General features: G+C 71.9%; 14 protein-coding genes. 9 read left to right on the plus strand and 5 right to left on the minus strand.

All coding sequences use genetic code 11. From position 1 onward, the window contains the following. Positions 1-99 precede the first annotated feature (99 nt). The 3 genes from NYP07_RS13440 to icmF all read left to right on the plus strand — a co-directional run bounded on the left by NYP07_RS13440 (position 100) and on the right by icmF (position 5,495). Positions 100-1,167: a porin gene (locus NYP07_RS13440; protein ID WP_268151261.1), complete on the plus strand. Its 1,068-nt coding sequence runs from the start codon at positions 100-102 to the stop codon at positions 1,165-1,167. Between the two features lie 13 nt (positions 1,168-1,180). Then, positions 1,181-2,050: a LysR substrate-binding domain-containing protein gene (locus NYP07_RS13445; RefSeq protein WP_268151263.1), complete on the plus strand. Its 870-nt coding sequence runs from the start codon at positions 1,181-1,183 to the stop codon at positions 2,048-2,050. A gap of 76 nt (positions 2,051-2,126) precedes the next feature. Continuing rightward, positions 2,127-5,495: a fused isobutyryl-CoA mutase/GTPase IcmF gene (gene icmF / locus NYP07_RS13450; RefSeq protein ID WP_268151265.1), complete on the plus strand. Its 3,369-nt coding sequence runs from the start codon at positions 2,127-2,129 to the stop codon at positions 5,493-5,495. Between the two features lie 4 nt (positions 5,496-5,499). Here icmF and NYP07_RS13455 read toward each other — a convergent pair whose 3' ends face one another. Then, complete coding sequence (locus NYP07_RS13455; RefSeq protein WP_268151267.1) at positions 5,500-6,480, minus strand: lytic transglycosylase domain-containing protein; 981 nt, start codon at positions 6,478-6,480, stop codon at positions 5,500-5,502. 171 nt (positions 6,481-6,651) lie between these two features. On the opposite strand from NYP07_RS13455, the gene NYP07_RS13460 reads away from it, so the two are divergent. Continuing rightward, positions 6,652-7,944: an alanine racemase gene (locus NYP07_RS13460; RefSeq protein WP_268151269.1), complete on the plus strand. Its 1,293-nt coding sequence runs from the start codon at positions 6,652-6,654 to the stop codon at positions 7,942-7,944. A 3-nt stretch (positions 7,945-7,947) separates the two neighbouring features. Continuing rightward, on the plus strand, positions 7,948-9,063 hold the full coding sequence (locus NYP07_RS13465; RefSeq protein WP_268151271.1) for a lactonase family protein: 1,116 nt from the start codon (positions 7,948-7,950) through the stop codon (positions 9,061-9,063). Between the two features lie 260 nt (positions 9,064-9,323). Here NYP07_RS13465 and NYP07_RS13470 read toward each other — a convergent pair whose 3' ends face one another. Beyond that, positions 9,324-9,902 carry a 5-formyltetrahydrofolate cyclo-ligase gene (locus NYP07_RS13470; RefSeq protein ID WP_268151273.1) on the minus strand — a complete coding sequence of 193 codons (579 nt, stop codon included), beginning with the start codon at positions 9,900-9,902 and terminating at the stop codon, positions 9,324-9,326. 25 nt (positions 9,903-9,927) lie between these two features. Between NYP07_RS13470 and NYP07_RS13475 the strand changes: the two genes are divergently transcribed. Continuing rightward, positions 9,928-10,332: a TfoX/Sxy family protein gene (locus tag NYP07_RS13475; RefSeq protein WP_268151275.1), complete on the plus strand. Its 405-nt coding sequence runs from the start codon at positions 9,928-9,930 to the stop codon at positions 10,330-10,332. Here NYP07_RS13475 and NYP07_RS13480 read toward each other — a convergent pair. After that, positions 10,282-10,578 (minus strand): DUF2917 domain-containing protein, encoded by a 297-nt coding sequence (locus NYP07_RS13480; RefSeq protein WP_268151277.1) that lies wholly within the window; start codon positions 10,576-10,578, stop codon positions 10,282-10,284. The two genes, NYP07_RS13475 and NYP07_RS13480, sit on opposite strands and share 51 nt — an antisense overlap. A 90-nt stretch (positions 10,579-10,668) precedes the next feature. Here NYP07_RS13480 and NYP07_RS13485 point away from each other — a divergent pair, with 90 nt between their 5' ends. Continuing rightward, complete coding sequence (locus NYP07_RS13485; protein WP_268151279.1) at positions 10,669-11,628, plus strand: LysR substrate-binding domain-containing protein; 960 nt, start codon at positions 10,669-10,671, stop codon at positions 11,626-11,628. Positions 11,629-12,000: 372 nt separating this feature from the next. Here NYP07_RS13485 and NYP07_RS13490 read toward each other — a convergent pair whose 3' ends face one another. Together NYP07_RS13490 and NYP07_RS13495 are read right to left on the minus strand one after the other, a co-directional pair. Then, positions 12,001-13,656: a cation:proton antiporter gene (locus tag NYP07_RS13490; RefSeq protein WP_268151281.1), complete on the minus strand. Its 1,656-nt coding sequence runs from the start codon at positions 13,654-13,656 to the stop codon at positions 12,001-12,003. A gap of 11 nt (positions 13,657-13,667) precedes the next feature. Further along, positions 13,668-14,213 carry a 5-formyltetrahydrofolate cyclo-ligase gene (locus NYP07_RS13495; RefSeq protein WP_268151283.1) on the minus strand — a complete coding sequence of 182 codons (546 nt, stop codon included), beginning with the start codon at positions 14,211-14,213 and terminating at the stop codon, positions 13,668-13,670. Between the two features lie 122 nt (positions 14,214-14,335). Between NYP07_RS13495 and NYP07_RS13500 the strand changes: the two genes are divergently transcribed. Then, positions 14,336-16,339: a lytic transglycosylase domain-containing protein gene (locus NYP07_RS13500; RefSeq protein ID WP_268151285.1), complete on the plus strand. Its 2,004-nt coding sequence runs from the start codon at positions 14,336-14,338 to the stop codon at positions 16,337-16,339. A gap of 78 nt (positions 16,340-16,417) precedes the next feature. Beyond that, complete coding sequence (locus tag NYP07_RS13505) at positions 16,418-17,098, plus strand: glutathione S-transferase (RefSeq protein WP_268151287.1); 681 nt, start codon at positions 16,418-16,420, stop codon at positions 17,096-17,098. The last annotated feature ends 33 nt before the right edge of the window (positions 17,099-17,131 follow it).

Consider the following 17,131-nt stretch of genomic DNA (forward strand, 5'->3'; position numbering starts at 1 on the left):
GCGAATGACAACTTCGTTTCACCGTGCTTTCTTAGAGTTAGCGGCGGTTTCGCACCTCCAACCCGATCGCTCCGATCAAGACAACAGGATCTCTTTCCGATGAACAAGCACGTTCTGATTCCGGCCGCCCTGGCCCTCGCCGCCACCGCTGGCGCACAGGCCCAGTCGGTGACCCTCTACGGCCTGATCGACGCCGCGCTGCAGACCACCGACGGCGTGGCCGGCGGCCACCGCAACAGCCTGATCTCCGGCGGCATCCAGGGCAGCCGCTACGGCTTCAAGGGCAGCGAGGACCTGGGCGGCGGCCTGAAGGCGGTGTTCGACCTCGAGAACCAGTTCGCCGTGGACACCGGCGCCAACAAGAGCGCGTCGCTGGCCTTCTCGCGCAAGGCCGACGTCGGCGTCAGCGGCAGCTTCGGGCGCCTCACCGCGGGCCGCCACACCATCTTTTCCTACGACGTGCAGGCCGACCTCGACCCGGTGCAGTTCGCCAACTTCAGCCCGCTGGGCAACAGCGGCGACGCACCCGTCGTGCAGTTCGCCGATTACCAGGTGGTCAACGCCCGCCGCGACAATTCCATCAAGTACAGCTATGAGCAGAACGGCATCACCGCGGGCCTGCTCTATGCCTTCGGCGAAGTCGCCGGCAGCACCTCGGCCGGCAGCACCCTGGGCGCGCGCCTGGGCTACGGCGCCGCGGGCTTCAATGTTCAGGCCGCCTACGACCAGACCAAGGACGGCACGGGCAGCAACAAGGCCAGCGGCCTGACCCTGGGCGGCACCTACACGCTGGGCGACGTCACCGGCTACCTGGGCTGGGTGGAGGTCAAGAACGACTTCCACGCCGCCGGCGGCTTCGGCCGCAAGAACAGCGTGTGGTGGCTGGGCGCCCGCTGCCAGGCCTCCAAGGAACTCGCGCTGCACGCCGGCTTCTACGACCAGAAGCAGAGCGGCACGACCGACAAGACCGGCGCCGCCACGCCGGCCGGCGACGGCACGGCCCATACACTGTCCCTGCTGGCCGACTACAGCCTGTCCAAGCGCACCGACGTGTACGCCAGCCTGCAGCACACCAGCCTGAAGGACGGCATGGTCGCCGCGATGTCGCCCTCGGGCGTCTCCAGCGCCGTCACCACGACGATGCTGGGGCTGCGCACCAAGTTCTGATCGGCCAGCGGCCATGTTCGTCACGCAGCTCAAGTCCTTCTTCACCGTGGCCCGGCTGGGCAGCGTCACGCAGGCCGCGCGCCAGCTGGGCCTGAGCCAGCCCACCGTCACGTCGCAGATCCGCGCACTGGAGGAGCACTACGGCATCGAGCTGTTCCGCCGCCAGGGCGGCCGGCTGTGGCTCAGCGACGAGGGCGTGCGCCTGCTGCCGGCGGTGGACCGCCTGCTGCAGCAGGAGATCAATGTCGAGTTCGAGCTGCGCCAGGCGGGCGAGGGGCTGCGCGGCAATCTGCGCGTCGGGGCCACCTCGCCCTATTACGTGCTGGGCCTGCTGCAGCGCTTCGGCCAGGCCTTCCCGCTGGTGGACGTGGCGATGAGCACCGGCAACTCGCGCCAGATGGTGGATGCGCTGCTGGAGTTCCGCGTCGACGTGGCGACCTCGTCCAACCTCGAAACCGACAAGCGCCTGCACTGCCAGGTGCTGGGCCAGGACCCGCTGTCCCTGCTGCTGCCGCGCAGCCATCCGCTGGCCAGCCAGGCCGCGGTGAGCCTGGCCGCACTGCAGGGCCAGGACCTGATCGTGCGCGAGCGCGGCTCGATCACGCGGCGCCTGACCGAGGAGGCGCTCACCGAGGCCGGCGTGCAGCCGCGGCGCTGGCTGGAGATCGCCGGCCGCGAGGCCATCCGCGAGGCCGTGCTGCGCGGCATGGGGATCAGCGTCTTCGCCCGCCACGAGGCCGGCTTCCACCCCGACCTGGTGGCCCTGCCCTTCACCGAGACGCTGCCGCAGATCGTCGAATACCTGTACTGCCTGCGCGACCGCAGCCAGTCGCTGCTGATCAAGGCGTTTCTGGGGCAGGTCCAGCCGGCTCATGCTGTCTAGGCCGGTGTCGCGAACGGCTAATTGACGTTAACGTCAATTGGCCGCCTAAAATCGCGCCCCAGCAAGGAGACAAGCCATGACCGATCTCGCCGCCGAAGTCACTCGGCCCCCACGCACCGCCGGTGGCGGCGCTGCCCCCCGAGGGGGCTCCGTCGCCTCGGAGCGGTCCAGCGGCGCCGGGGCGCTGGCCGAGTACCGCCCGACCCACAAGGTCCGTTTCGTCACCGCCGCCAGCCTGTTCGACGGGCATGACGCCGCCATCAACATCATGCGGCGCATCCTGCAGGGCATGGGCGCCGAGGTCATCCACCTCGGGCACAACCGCTCGGTGGACGAGGTCGTCACCGCGGCGCTGCAGGAGGATGCCCAGGGCATCGCCATCTCGTCCTACCAGGGCGGGCACGTCGAATACTTCAAGTACATGGTGCAGCTGCTCAAGGAGCGCGGCGGCGCGCACATCCAGGTCTTCGGCGGCGGCGGCGGCGTCATCGTGCCGGCCGAGATCCGCGAGCTGGCCGAGCACGGCGTGCGCATCTTCAGCCCCGAGGACGGCCAGCGCATGGGCCTGCAAGGCATGATCGGCGAGATGGTCATGAAGGCCGACCAGGACTTCAGCGTCTACGCGCCGCAGAGCCTGGCCGCCATCACCGGCCACTCGGAAGCCGCCTGGCGCGCGCTGGCCCAGCTGCTGACGGCGCTCGAGAACGAAAAGGCCGACGCGGCGCTGGTGGACGCACTGCGCGAGCAGGCCAAGGGCATCAAGACGCCCGTGCTCGGCATCACCGGCACCGGCGGCGCCGGCAAGTCCAGCCTGACCGACGAGCTGATCCGCCGCCTGCGCCTGGACCAGGGCGACCAGTTGCGCGTCGCGCTGATCTCCATCGACCCGTCGCGCCGCAAGAGCGGCGGCGCGCTGCTCGGCGACCGCATCCGCATGAACGCGATCAGCCCCTGGAGCCAGAGCGCGCGCGTCTTCATGCGCTCGCTGGCCACGCGCGACTTCGGCAGCGAGATTTCTCCCGCCCTGCCCGACGTCATCGCCGCGGCCAAGGTCGCCGGCTTCGACCTCGTCATCGTCGAGACCTCCGGCATCGGCCAGGGCGACGCGGCCATCGTGCCTCTCGTCGACGTGCCGATGTACGTGATGACGCCCGAGTTCGGTGCCGCCAGCCAGCTCGAGAAGATCGACATGCTGGACTTCGCCGAGTTCGTCGCCATCAACAAATTCGACCGCAAGGGCTCGCTGGACGCGCTGCGCGATGTGTCAAAGCAGGTGCAGCGCAACCGCGAGGCCTTCAACACCTCGCCCGACGCGATGCCCGTGTTCGGCACCATGGCCAGCCGCTTCAACGACGACGGCGTGACGGCGCTCTACCAGGCGCTCAAGGCCCGCCTCGGCGACCTGGGCCTGCGCCTGACCGAAGGCCGCCTGCCGCTGGTCGGCACCCGCCACAGCACCCACCAGACGCCCATCGTGCCGGCCGCCCGCGTGCGCTACCTGGCCGACATCAGCGACACCGTGCGCAGCTACAAGGCCCGCGCCCGCCGCCAGGCCGCGCTGGCCCGCGAGATCCAGCAGCTCGAAGCCAGCCGCGCGATGCTGGAGGCCGCCAACCCCGACAAGAACGGCGCCCGCACCGCGCTGGGCGACCTCGCCGAGCAGCGCCGCGCCAGGCTCGACGGCGACGCCCGCCAGCTGCTCGCGCAATGGCCCGACATGGTCAAGGCCTATGCCGGCGACGAGTACGTCGTGAAGATCCGCGACAAGGAGATCCGCACGGCCCTCGTCACGCAGAGCCTGTCGGGCACCAAGATCCGCAAGGTCGTGCTGCCCGGCTACGAATGCCACGGCGAGCTGCTGAAGTGGCTGATGCTGGAGAACGTGCCCGGCAGCTTCCCCTACGCGGCCGGCGTGTTCGCCTTCAAGCGCGAGGGCGAGGACCCGACCCGCATGTTCGCCGGCGAAGGCGACGCCTTCCGCACCAACCGCCGCTTCAAGCTCGTCAGCGAGGGCATGCCCGCCAAGCGCCTGTCCACGGCCTTCGACTCGGTCACGCTCTACGGCGCCGACCCCGCGCCGCGGCCCGACATCTACGGCAAGGTCGGCAACTCCGGCGTCAGCATCGCGACGCTGGACGACATGAAGGTGCTCTACGACGGCTTCGATCTGTGCAGCCCGAGCACGTCGGTGTCGATGACGATCAACGGCCCGGCACCATCGATCCTGGCCATGTTCATGAACACGGCCGTCGACCAGAACCTCGCGAAGTTCAAGACCGACAACGGCCGCGAACCGACGCTGGACGAGGCCGCCAAGATCAGGGACTGGGTGCTGGCCAATGTGCGCGGCACCGTGCAGGCCGACATCCTGAAGGAAGACCAGGGCCAGAACACCTGCATCTTCTCGACCGAGTTCAGCCTCAAGGTCATGGGCGACATCGCCGAGTTCTTCGTGCACCACAACGTGCGCAACTTCTACTCGGTCAGCATCTCGGGCTATCACATCGCCGAGGCCGGCGCGAATCCGATCAGCCAGCTCGCGCTGACGCTGTCCAACGGCTTCACCTTCGTCGAGGCCTATCTCGCGCGCGGCATGCACATCGACGACTTCGCGCCCAATCTGTCGTTCTTCTTCAGCAACGGCATGGACCCCGAGTACACCGTGCTGGGCCGCGTCGCGCGCCGCATCTGGGCCGTCGCGATGCGCGACCGCTACGGCGCGAACGAGCGCTCGCAGAAGCTGAAGTACCACGTGCAGACCTCGGGCCGCAGCCTGCATGCGCAGGAGATCGCCTTCAACGACATCCGCACCACGCTGCAGGCGCTGATCGCCATCTACGACAACTGCAACTCGCTGCACACCAACGCCTTCGACGAGGCGATCACGACGCCGACCGAGGACAGCGTGCGCCGCGCGATGGCCATCCAGCTCATCATCAACCGCGAGTGGGGCCTGGCCAAGAACGAGAACCCGTCGCAGGGCGCCTTCATCATCGACGAGCTGACCGAGCTGGTCGAAGAGGCCGTGCTGCGCGAGTTCGAGCGCATCAGCGAACGCGGCGGCGTGCTCGGCGCGATGGAAACCGGCTACCAGCGCGGCCGCATCCAGGAAGAGTCGATGCACTACGAGATGCTGAAGCACACCGGCGAGTACCCCATCATCGGCGTGAACACCTTCCGCAACCCGCATGGCGAGACGGTGCTGGAACACATCGAGCTGGCGCGCTCGACGGACGAGGAGAAGCAGTCGCAGCTGACGCGCCTGGCGGACTTCCACGCCCGCCACGCGACCGAGGCCCCGGCCATGCTGGCCCGGCTTCAGCAGGCCGTCATCGAAAACCGCAATGTGTTCGAGGTGCTGATGGACGCCGTGCGCGTCTGCTCGCTGGGCCAGATCACCGCCGCGCTGTTCGAGGTGGGCGGGCAGTACCGCCGCAGCATGTGATCGGTCAGCGCGCCTGGATCGCCTGCATCGCCGCCCTCACCCGCTGCAGCATCGGCGACGCCTCCGTCACGCGGGCGTCGAAGGGGTGCAGGCGCTGGCCACCGGTGGCGGCCATGATCCTGCGCACATAGAGCCGCGTCTCGGCATAGGGCGGCACGCCCAGGTAGCGGTCCACGGCCTTCTCGCCGGCGTTGTAGGCGGCCAGCGCGAGCTGCACGTCGCCCTCGAAATAGGCCAGCAGCCAGCGCAGATAGGCCATGCCGCCGCGGATGTTCTGCGACGGGTCGCGCAGCCGCAGCACGTTGAAGCGGGCGCCCGTCTCGGGCAGCAGCTGCATCAGGCCCTGGGCCTTCTTGGGCGACTCGGCCAGCGGGTCGAAGTTGGACTCCTGGGCCATCACGGCCAGCACCAGGGCCGGCGCGAGCTGGTATTCGGGCGCCACCAGCTTCACGTAGTTCACGATGGCCGGCGGCGCGTTGGCCGGCAGCGGCAGCGCGGCCCACCGCGAGACCGGCCGGGCACCGCGCGGCGGCACGGGTGCCACGGCGACGGGGTCGGCCTCGGGCGGGCGCAGGCAGGGCGGCGGGTCACCCAGCGGCGTGCCGCCCAGCGTGTCCAGCATGTTCTGCGCCTGGGCCATGCCCTGCTCGGCGGCGGCGGCGAACATATGGGCGGCCTCGGCGTCGTTGCGCTGGATGCCGCGCGCATTCGTCAGCATCCAGCCCAGGCTGTACTGGGCCTCGGCGTCGCCGTAGCGCGCCGCGCGGCAATAGAGCTTGGCCGCGGCCACCTCGTCGCGCCTGACGCCGTCGCCATACTCCAGCGCCTTGGCCTCCAGCCGCCAACGCTCCACCTGAGCCGGCACGACCGGCCCGCGCTCGCCGGGCGGCATGGTCGGGCGCGGCAGTTGCTCCAGCGTCAGCGAAGGAACCTGGGCAACGGCCGCCGAACCGGCAAACAACAGGGGCAGCAGCAGGCGTCGCAAGGGTCGGTCCGGGAGGGCGGGCGAGGGGCGAAAGTCTAGACTCGTTCGAACGAACAAGGCCCGCCTCCAAGCCTTCAGCGACGGCGCCACCGCCATCATCGTCACGATCATGGGGGCCATGCGCGGCCAGCGGCGCTCGGCATCGGCCGCCTGCCAGGCGATGATGCCCGCATGGATCACGACGACGACACCCCACGCCCCGGCTGGCTGGGGCCCTGGCTGAAAGGCTTCCCGGCCACGCAGCCGCCGCTGCCGCTGGCCGATGTCGCCCGGCGCGGCTGGACGCTGCGCGGCGCCGAGCTGCCCATGCCGCTGGCCGTCGTGCGCCGGCAGGCGCTGGCCCACAACATCGCCTGGATGCAGGACTTCGCGGCCACGCGCGGCGTGCAGCTCGCGCCGCACGGCAAGACGACGATGAGCCCGCAGCTGTTCCAGCGCCAGCTGGCCGCCGGCGCCTGGGGCCTGAGCTTCGCCAACGTGCACCAGCTGCGCCTGGGCCTGGGCGCGGGCGCGCGGCGGGCGCTGATCGCCAACCAGGTCATTGCCGCGGCCGAGCTGGCGGAGCTGCTCGAACTGCGGCGCCGCCACGCCGGCCTGGAGCTGGCCTTCTTCGTCGACTCGCAGGCCCAGCTCGACCTGATCGCCGGCCACTGGGCAGGGCTCGGCCGCGGCGAGGCCCGCGTCGACGTGCTGATCGAGCTGGGCAGCTCGCGCTGCGGCCTGCGCGAGCATGCGCCGGCGCTGGCGCTGGCGCGCGCGCTCAAGGCCCACCCGGCGCTGCGGCTGCGCGGCGTCGGCTTCTACGAGGGCCTGCAGGCCAGCGGCCGGAGCGAGACCGACCGCGCACTGATGCAGCAATGGCAGGCCCGCATCGAGGCCCTGCTGGCCGACATCGAGGCCAAGGGCCTGATCGACGCCGACGCCCGGCCGCTGTGGCTCAGCGGCGGCGGCTCGGCGCTGTTCGACCTCGTCGCGCCGGTGCTGGCCGGCAGGCCCGGCCGGATCGGCCTGCTGCGCTCGGGCTGCTATGTCTGCCACGACCGGGAGCATTACGGCCGCTACCTGCGCGCGATGGACGAGCGCCTGGGCACGCCGCTGGGGCAGCCCAGCCTGCAGCCGGCGCTGGAGGTGTGGACCCAGGTGCTGTCCTGCCCAGAACCGGGCCTGGCCCTGCTGAACGCCGGCCGGCGCGACGTGTCCTTCGACCAGGGCTGGCCGCTGCCGGTCTGGCATCTGCGCGATGGCGTGCGGCGCGCCGCGCCGGCGGGCTGGCGCGTGACGGGCCTGAACGACCAGCATGCCTATCTGTGCTGGGATCCGGCCGAAACCGCTGGCCCGGCCGTCGGCGAGCGCGTCGCGCTGGGCCCGTCCCACCCCTGCACGACCTTCGACAAATGGGCCTGGATGGCCGTCGTCGACGAGGACGACCGCGTCGTCGACGCGATCACGACGCACTTCGCCTGACGCATGCAGCGCCGCCACCTGCTCGGCCTCTGCGCCGCCGCCCTGATGCCCGCCACCGCCGCCCCGCCCCTGCCGCCCCGCTTCCTGCACGTCGGCAGCTATGCGCCGCTCGGGCAGGGCCTCTACGGCTTTGCCATCGCGGCCGACGGCAGTCTCAGGCCGCTGGGCCTGACGCCGAATGCCAACAGCCCGAGCTGGCTGGTGGCCGGCGGCCAGCGCGTCTATGCCGCCGAGGAGGGCGGCGACCACATCGCCGTCTATGCCCCGGACGGCACCGGCGCGCTGCGGCTGCTGCAGCGCCAGCCCAGCGGCGGCCAGGGCCCCGTGCACCTGAGCCTCGCGGCGGGCCGCCTCTGGGCCGCGCACTATGGCGACGCCCGCTTCGCGGCGCTGCCGCTGCTGGACGACGGCCGCCTCGGCCCCGCCGAGAGCTGGCCCGGCTGCGGCGGCACCGACCGCGGCCCCGGCCCGCAGCAGGCGCCGAGCGGGCCGCCCGGCAGCCAGGCCCGCAGCGGCCACGACGCACCGCATGCCCACATGATCCAGGCCAGCCCCGACGGCCGCTGGCTGCTCGGCACCGACCTGGGCAGCGACCGCCTGCTCGCGTGGCCGCTCGCGGCCGGCACGCCGCAGGCGGCCGCGCGCGAACTGGCGCTGAGCCCCGGCTCCGGCCCGCGGCACTTCGCCTTCCACGCCGAGGACCCGCGCTGGGTCTATGTGCTGCAGGAGGAGTCGTCCACGCTGTCCACGGTCGAGCTCACGGAAGACGGGCCGCGGCTGCGCGGCGAGATCTCGGTGCTGCCGGCCGGCTTCGCGGGCACCAGCTATGCGTCCGACCTGATCGTCGCGCCCGACGGCCGGCATCTCTATGCGCTGAACCGTCTGCACGACAGCCTGGCCGTGCTGGCGCTCGCCCGGCCCGCGGCACCGCGCCTGCTGGACCATCACTGGGTGCACGGCAGCTACCCGCGCAGCGCCTGCCGCGTGGGCCAGCACCTCTATGTCTGCAACCAGCGCAGCGACCAGCTCAGCCACTTCGACCTGAGCCGGCCCGAGGCGCCGCGCTTTACCGGCCGGCAAACCAGCGTGCCGAGCCCGGCGGGGGCCTGCGCGCTCTAGTCCACTGCGTCGGGGAAATGGCACCCCCGCCGGGGCGTCTGGGCAGACAGGCAAGGCGCGAGGAGGCAGTGGGTCGGGACCCACAACGACGAGCAACGCCGCATGCCTGCCCAGACGCCCCGGCCCGCAGGGTGAGGCCCCAAGCCGGCCCACTCGGCGTTGCTCGGACTTGCCGGGGTTGACCCCGGCTGCGCCTCGCGCCTTGATTGGGCCGGCTTGGGGCCTCACGGGGGTGTCATTTCCCCGACGCAGTGGACTAGTCACCCCTCACGATCCCAGACCACCCCCTCCTCGGTCAGCATCGCATCCAGCGCCACGTCCAGCGGGCCGGGCTTGAGCAGCGGCAGGAAGCCGTGCGCATAGCCGATGCCGACGGCGGCGGGACGGGGCTGCATCTCGGCCAGCGTCTTGTCCATGAAGCCGCCGCCATAGCCCAGGCGCAGCCCGCAGGGGCCATAGCCCAGGCAGGGCACCAGCATCAGCTGCGGCCGGAACGCCTCGGTGCCCTTGGGCTTGGGGATGTGGAAGGCGTCCTCCTCCATCGGGCAGCCGGGGTGCCAGACATGGAAGCGCAGCGTGCCGTGGACCTTGTCGACGACGGGCAGGCCGATGCGGCGCTGCTGGCCGTCGGGGGCGTCCTCGCTCCAGCGGTAGAGCGCGGGCAGCGGGTCAAATTCGCCCTTGATGGGCCAGTAGGCGCCTATCGTCAGCTCCCGGCGCCGCAGCAGCCACACGCGCAGCACCTCCTGCAGTTCGGCGGCGAGCGCGAGGCGGTCGGGCAGGGCCAGGCGTTGTTCGATCAGCTTGTGCCGGATGGCGGCGCGGTCGTTCGCATCCATGGCGCGCGAGCTTACAGTGGCCGCCATGGATGCCTTCACCGAACTCTGCGTCGAGCTGCTGTCGCCCCTGGGCCCCGTGCGCACCCGCGCGATGTTCGGGGGCCGCGGCGTCTATCTGGACGGCCTCTTCATGGCCCTGATCGACGACGGCCAGCTGTTCCTGAAGGCCGACGACGCGACGCGCGAGCGCTTCGCCGCCGCCGGCTGCCTGCCCTTCACCTACACGACCAAGGACGGCGAGCGCATGGTGATGAGCTACTACCGCCCGCCGGAGGAAGCGCTGGAGTCGCCGCCGCTGATGCTGCCCTGGGCGCGGCTGGCCCTGGAGGCCGCGCTGCGCGCCGCGAACGCCAAGGCCGCAAAGCCGGCGGCGAAGAAGTCAGCCGCCAAAAAAACGGCGGCCAAGAAGACCGCGGCCGGCCGCGGCTGAAACCGGCGGCAGCAGCAGCTGGAAATCCGCGGCCGGCCAGCCTTCCAGCACCGCCGTCTGGCCGGGTGCCAGGGCCAGGGCCTCGCCGGCCTCCAGCCACTGGTCCTCGGCCGGCGCCTCGGCCGTGCCGGACAGCGTCAGCCAGACCCGGCCGCGCGCCACCGCCAGCCGGCGCGCCTCGCCGCTGCCGGCCAGCGTCATCGCCCGGCCGCCGTCCAGATGCCATGTGGATTGCGCATCGCTCATGATGTCTCTCCTGGGTTGATATCCGGGATTCTGCGTAGACTGCCCAGGGCGGTCCAATGACTCCGCCGCAGGGATTGATACCATCCGCTCATGAATCAGCCCATGCGGCAGAGGCCGCTTTCGATCGGCCCGCTACGCGCCTTCGAGGCCGTGGCCCGGCTGCTGAGCTTCCGCGCCGCGGCCGAGGAACTGAGCCTGACGCAGTCCGCGATCAGCCGGCAGATCCAGGCCCTGGAGGAAGAGATCGGCTGCACCCTCTTCCTGCGCGGCACGCGCAAGGTCGAGCTGTCCGGCGACGGCGCCCAGTTGCTGCCCACCGCCGTGGCCGTGCTGTCGCGGCTGGACCAGACCGTGCGCCAGATCCGCCGCTCGCGCGGCCGCAGCGTCGTCAACGTGACGACCTTCGCCTCCTTCGCGTCGCTGTGGCTGATCCCGCGGCTGTGCCAGTTCCAGAAGCATTTCCCCGACATCGACATCCGCGTGTCGGCGCTGGACCGCATCGCCGACCTCGACGACGGCGAGCACGACCTGGCGCTGCGCTATGCCTCGGCCGGCGAACTCGGCATGCCGGCCGAGCTGATGTTCGAGGAGACCGTGTCGCCCGTGATCAGCCCCTGGTATGCCGAGAGCACGCAGAGCGGCCGGCTGCCGCCGCTGCGCCGTCCGCCCGACCTCGCCGCCCACGCGCTGACCGAGGAAGACGACCCGCGCCCCAGCGCCACCTATCTGAGCTGGCGGCGCTGGCTGACCGCCCAGGGGCAGCCGGAGCTGGAGCCGCTGCGCTGGATGTATTTCAACTTCACCTACCAGCAGATCCAGGCCGCGCTGGCCGGCCAGGGCGTGGCGCTGGCACGGCTGCCGATGGTGCGCGAACAGCTGCAGAGCGGCGAACTCGTCGAACCCTTCGGCAAGGCCGGGCGGCTGGGCAGCCCTTTCAGCTACTGGCTCATCACGGGGTCGAACGCGGCGCGCCGGCCCGAGGTGAAGCAGTTCGCCGACTGGGTGCGCGAGCAGGCCGCCCTCACGCGCGACCAACTGGCCGGCGTCTGACCCTGCCGGACCCGCGCGATGCCAAGGCGCGACTGGCCCGACTACTCGGTCACTGAATACCTGCTCTGCGCGCTGTGCATGGCCGGCGCCGTCGTCTGCCTCATCGCCGCCGGCCGCGACTGGGCCTACGGCGAAGCCTTCGATGCGCTGGAGGATGCTGGCGCCGGCCTGCTACTGCTCGGCGGCAGCGTGGACCCGGTGCGGTATGTCGTGGACACGCTGACCTTTCCCTGGCACGCCACCGAGCCGGCTGGACGTGACACCTGGATCACACGCACCGCCGCCGGTCTGGGCCTGCTGCTGCGGTTGAGCGGCGTGGCAGGCAACAACTGGCCGCTCTGCCGCTTCAGCGCGCCTCTCGCGCAGCGGCTGTCAAGCCATCACCACCCGCGCCAATGCCTCCGCCAACGCCTGCTGCGAGCGCAGCACATGGCTGACACCAGCGTCGCGCAGCCACTGCTGCTCTTCGTCGGTATGCGCCAGCACCGCGCAGCGCAGCCCCGGGTTGAGCTGGCGCGCCAGGGCCAGCAGCGCCGGCACGCCGCGCACGTCGGCCAGCGCGACGACCAGCCAGGCGGCCTGGGCGATGTGGGCCTGCACCAGCGTCATCGCCTCGCCCGCATCGCCGAGCACGGCGGCCTCGCCGGCGGTGCGCAGCGCCTCGATGACTTCGCGATCGCGGTCGACGACGACGACGGGCCGGCCGCCGAGCTGCTCGCGCAGTGCCGTGCCGAGCGCGCCATGGCCGACGATCACGATCTGGCCGGCCAGCGCGCCTGCCGGCGTGTCGGCCGGCAGTTCGGCCAGCGGGTCGTCGCGCGCCTCGAGCCTGCGCGCCCAGGCCGAGCGCTTCAGCACCCAGCGCCGCAGCGGCTCGACGCCCGAGAACAGCAGCGGATTCAGCGCGATGGACACGATGGCGCCGGCCACGACCAGGCTGGTCGCGTCGGCCGGCACGAGCTTGAGGCTTTGGCCCAGGCCGAGCAGGATGAAGCTGAACTCGCCGATCTGCGCGAGGCTGACCGCCACCGTCAGCGCGGTGCTCAGCGGGTAGCGCAGCAGCAGCACCAGCACGCCGGCGGCCAAGGTCTTGCCCACGAGGATGACGGCCACCGTGGCCAGCACGGCCAGCGGCTCGTCGATGAGCACGCGTGGGTCGAACAGCATGCCGACGGCGACGAAGAACAGCACCGCGAAGGCGTCGCGCAGCGGCAGGCTCTCGTGGGCCGCGCGCTCGCTGAAGGCCGACTCCCGCAGCACCAGGCCGGCAAAGAAGGCGCCGAGCGCGACGCTGACGCCGAACAGCGCCGCCGCGCCCACGGCCAGGCCGACGGCGGCGGCCACGGTGGCCAGCGTGAACAGCTCGCGCGAGCCCGTGCGGTTGACCTGCCACAGCAGCCAGGGCAGCAGGCGCCGGCCGGCGATCAGCATGACGGCCACGAAGGCCGCGACGGCCAGCAGCGTCGTGACGATGGTCAGCGCCAGATTGCCGCCGGTCTGCCCCTTGCCGCCCAGCACCGGCATCAGCACCAGGGCCAGCACCATGGCCAGGTCTTCGACCACCAGCCAGCCCACGGCAATGCGGCCATTGCCCGTGTGCAGCAGCTCGCGCGACTCCAGCGCGCGCAGCAGCACGACCGTGCTCGCCACCGACAGCGCCAGGCCGAACACCAGGGACGCGGCCAGGTCCCAGCCCCACCCCCCATGCGCCAGTGCGGCACCCATCGCCGTGGCCGCCGTCATCTGCACCAGCGCCCCGGGCAGGGCGATGCCCTTGACCGACACGAGGTCGTGCACCGAGAAGTGCAGGCCCACGCCGAACATCAGCAGCATGACGCCGACCTCCGACAGCTGCTGGGCCAGGTGCACATCGCCGACGAAGCCCGGCGTGTGCGGCCCGATCAGCACGCCGGCCAGCAGATAGCCCACCAGCGCCGGCAGCCGCGCCCACTGCGCGAGCAGCCCCAACACCAGGGCCAGGCCGAAGGCGGCGGCCAGCGTGGAGATCAGGGTCATGCCGTCGTGCATGAATGTCCTTTTCAGTCAGGGGCGATCAGTTCGCGTTCGGTGAGGATCAAGGTCAGCGCGTGATCGTGGGCCTCGACGGAGAAATGGGTCTCGGCACCCGACCAGGCCAGGCCGATGGTCGTCACGCCGGGGTGCTCGGCCAGCCAGCGGTCGAAATAGCCGCCGCCATAGCCGAGGCGGAAGCCCTCGCGCGTGAAGCCCACGCAGGGCACGAGGACGACGTCGGGCACGGCGACGGTGCCGGTCGACGCCGCGATGCCGCATTCGTCCTGCGCGGTGGGCGCGGCGCCGTCCCAGCGGCGGAACTGCATCTGCGCCGGATCGCGGCGTGCGAACGGCAGGGCGCGTGGACAGCGCAAGGCGCCGGGGTCGAACTCGCCCGCCAGCGGCCAGTAGACGCCCAGCAGCTCGGGCTCCAGTTGTTCCAGCAGCGGTGCCAGCGCCTCGCGCAGCGCATGCTCGGCCGCCCGGAAGGCCGGCGTGGCCGCAAAGGCGCGGCGCGCGGCCAGCAGGCTGCGGCGCAGTTCGGAACGGTCGGTGGGGGCGGCAGAGGTCATCGGCGCAGCGGTCGTCGGGGCTGGGCGCATTGGAACTCATCGCAGCAGCCGGCGCGGGCCGCGCCCCTGGGTTAAATTGCCCTCTGGCGGGTGCAGTCACGGGCCTAGCAGGGATGAGTCGAATGGACGGGAAAGTTTTCAAAGACATGGCGCGCGCGACGCTGGCGCTGCTGACGGCAGCGGCTCTCGGCGCCCAGGCCGCACCCACAGCCCCGGACCCGGACGCCGACCTCGCCGTGCAGGCCCGCGAGGCCTGGGCCAAGCGCGACCGCAGGCGCCTGACCGACCTCGTCGACGCGGCCCGCGCGCAGAACCACCCGCTGGCCGGCTGGGTCGAGTATTTCGACCTCAACGCCCGCCTGAGCGAGCTGCGCCAGCCGGACCTGGACGGCTTCTACACGCGCCACGCCGGCAGCTATGTCGAGGACAGGCTGCGCAACGACTGGCTGCTGGAGCTGGGCCGGCGCCGCGACTGGGCGGGCTTGCGGCGTGACCATGCGGGCTACCAGATGCGCGACGACCGCGAGGTGGCCTGCTATGCACTGCTGGCCGATCACGCCAGCGGCAACAGGATCGCCACCGACGCCGCGCAGGCCGCCTGGATGGCGCAGAAAGACGGCGACGACGGCTGCCAGCAGTTGGCCAGCGCGATGGTCGATGCCGGCCGCTTCAAGCCCGACACGCTGTGGGCCAAGGCCCGCCAGGCCACCGAGCAGGGCCGCCCGCGCGCCGCGCGCCAGGCCGTGGCCCTGCTGGCCGCCAGGCCGCTGGACCAGCAGCTCGCCGAGCTGCAGGACAACGCCGGCCGCTACCTGTCCCGCAAGGCCCGCAGCGGCCCGCGCCCCGAGGCCGAGCTGACGGCTCTGGCCCTGGCCCGCGTGGCCGCCAACGACCCCGGCCAGGCCGGCGACCTGCTGCAGGACAAGTGGAGCCGGCTGCCCAAGGACCTGCAGGCCTGGGTGTGGGTGCAGATCGGGCGCCAGTCGGCGCTGCGCCTGCAGGACGACGCCCTGGCCGCCTTCGAGCGCGCCGCCAGGCTCGCACCCGAGCTGGCCTGGAGCGACGACGCACTGGCCTGGAACGCCCGCGCCGCACTGCGCGCCGGCCAGCCGGCCGCGGCGCTGCGCGCCATCGAGCGCCTGGGCGCCAGCGAGCAGCGCGAGGCGGCCTGGGCCTACTGGAAGGCGCGCGCCACGCGGCTGCTGGGCGACGCCGCCGGCGCCCGCGCCCAGCTTGCCGCACTCGCGACGGCGCCGCTGAACTACTTCGGCCGCCTGGCCGCCGAAGAGCTCGGCCTGGCCACGCCGCTGCCCGCCGCCCCGGCGCCGCTGACGGCCGACGAGCGCCGCGCCGCGCGCAGCCAGCCCGGCCTGGCGCGTGCGCTGCAGCTGATCGCGCTGGGCCTGCGCAGCGAGGGCGTGCGCGAATGGAACTTCTCGCTGCGCGGCATGGGCGACCGCGCGCTGCTGGCCGCGGCCCAGGAGGCCTGCGACCGCGAGGTCTGGGACCGCTGCATCAACACCAGCGAGCGCACCCGGGCCGAGATCGACATCGCCCAGCGCTACCCGACGCCCCACCGCGCCGAGCTGATGCGCGAGGCCCAGGCCAGCGGCATCGACCCGGCCTATGTCTACGGACTGGTCCGCCAGGAATCGCGCTTCGTGCTGGATGCGCGCTCCCATGTCGGCGCGGCCGGGCTGATGCAGGTCATGCCGGCCACGGCCAAATGGACGGCCAGGAAGGTCGGCCTGGCCTACAGCCCCGAGCTGATGCACGACCGCGACTTCAACCTGCGCATCGGCACCAGCTATCTGAAGCTGGTGCTGGACCGCTTCGACGGCGCCCAGGCCCTGGCCGCCGCGGCCTACAACGCCGGCCCCAACCGGCCCGCGCGCTGGCGCGACGGCCCCGTCATCGACGCCGCCGTCTGGGCCGAGAACATCCCCTTCAACGAGACGCGCGACTACGTCCGCAAGGTGCTGCTGGGCGGTGCGGTCTATGCGCAGATCCTCGGGCTGCCGCTGACCTCGCTGCGCGAGCGCCTGGGCGCGAGCGTCGGCCCGGCCGGCGCCCGCGAGGCCGGCCTGGCCGACGTGCCTCCGGCCGCCGCGGCGTCAGCGCCCTGACATCAATCCCTTGCGGATTGCTCATCCCCGACCGGCGCACCGCCGCCTAAGCTGCGCGGCACCATCACGGAAGGCCCCATGAAGCTCTATATCGGCAACAAGAACTACTCGTCCTGGTCCATGCGCAGCGGCGTGCTGCTGGCGGCCCTCGGCATCCCCTTCGAGGAGGTCAGGCTGCGCTTCGACTTCAGCGCGGGCTCGGAGTGGCACCGGGTCATCGCCGGCGTGAGCCCGACCCGGCGCGTGCCCGTCCTCGTCGAAGCCGACGGCTTCGCGGTCTGGGAGACGCTGGCCATCGCCGAGTACGTCGCCGACCGCCACCCCGAGCACGCCGTCTGGCCGCGCGACGTCCAGGCCCGCGCCCGCGCGCGCAGCCTGTGCGCCGAGATGCACGCCGGCTTCACGCGGCTGCGCACGGTCTGCCCGATGAACATCGAGGTCTTCTTCCCCGACATCGGCCGCCGGCTCTGGGCCGAGGACGCCGCGCTGCGCGCCGACGTCGCGCGGCTGGACGAGGCCTGGAGCGACGCCCTCGGCAACAGCGGCGGGCCCTTCCTGTTCGGCGCCTTCGGCGCGGCGGACGCCTATTTCGCGCCGGTGGCCGTGCGGCTGAGCCGCTTCGGCCTGCCGCTGTCCGAGGCCGCGGCGGCTTATCGCGACGCGCTGCTGGCCCACCCCGCCGTCGAGGACTGGGTGGCCGACGCGATGCGCGAGCAGGACTTCGTCGCCGAGGACGAGCCCTACCGCAAGGCGCGCTGAAGTGAAACTGCCCCTTGCCCGGTCTCGCCGCGC

It is taken from the genome of Pelomonas aquatica, assembly GCF_026712205.1.
Lineage (GTDB): Bacteria > Pseudomonadota > Gammaproteobacteria > Burkholderiales > Burkholderiaceae_C > Pelomonas > Pelomonas aquatica.

Coding starts and splice junctions, on each gene's coding strand:
- NYP07_RS13440 (WP_268151261.1), top strand. CDS start 100: ATGAACAAGCACGTTCTGATTCCGGCCGCCCTGGCCCTCGCCGCCACC.
- NYP07_RS13445 (WP_268151263.1), top strand. CDS start 1,181: ATGTTCGTCACGCAGCTCAAGTCCTTCTTCACCGTGGCCCGGCTGGGC.
- icmF (WP_268151265.1), top strand. CDS start 2,127: ATGACCGATCTCGCCGCCGAAGTCACTCGGCCCCCACGCACCGCCGGT.
- NYP07_RS13460 (WP_268151269.1), top strand. CDS start 6,652: ATGGATCACGACGACGACACCCCACGCCCCGGCTGGCTGGGGCCCTGG.
- NYP07_RS13465 (WP_268151271.1), top strand. CDS start 7,948: ATGCAGCGCCGCCACCTGCTCGGCCTCTGCGCCGCCGCCCTGATGCCC.
- NYP07_RS13470 (WP_268151273.1), bottom strand. CDS start 9,902: ATGGATGCGAACGACCGCGCCGCCATCCGGCACAAGCTGATCGAACAA.
- NYP07_RS13475 (WP_268151275.1), top strand. CDS start 9,928: ATGGATGCCTTCACCGAACTCTGCGTCGAGCTGCTGTCGCCCCTGGGC.
- NYP07_RS13480 (WP_268151277.1), bottom strand. CDS start 10,578: ATGAGCGATGCGCAATCCACATGGCATCTGGACGGCGGCCGGGCGATG.
- NYP07_RS13485 (WP_268151279.1), top strand. CDS start 10,669: ATGAATCAGCCCATGCGGCAGAGGCCGCTTTCGATCGGCCCGCTACGC.
- NYP07_RS13490 (WP_268151281.1), bottom strand. CDS start 13,656: ATGCACGACGGCATGACCCTGATCTCCACGCTGGCCGCCGCCTTCGGC.
- NYP07_RS13495 (WP_268151283.1), bottom strand. CDS start 14,213: ATGACCTCTGCCGCCCCCACCGACCGTTCCGAACTGCGCCGCAGCCTG.
- NYP07_RS13500 (WP_268151285.1), top strand. CDS start 14,336: ATGGACGGGAAAGTTTTCAAAGACATGGCGCGCGCGACGCTGGCGCTG.
- NYP07_RS13505 (WP_268151287.1), top strand. CDS start 16,418: ATGAAGCTCTATATCGGCAACAAGAACTACTCGTCCTGGTCCATGCGC.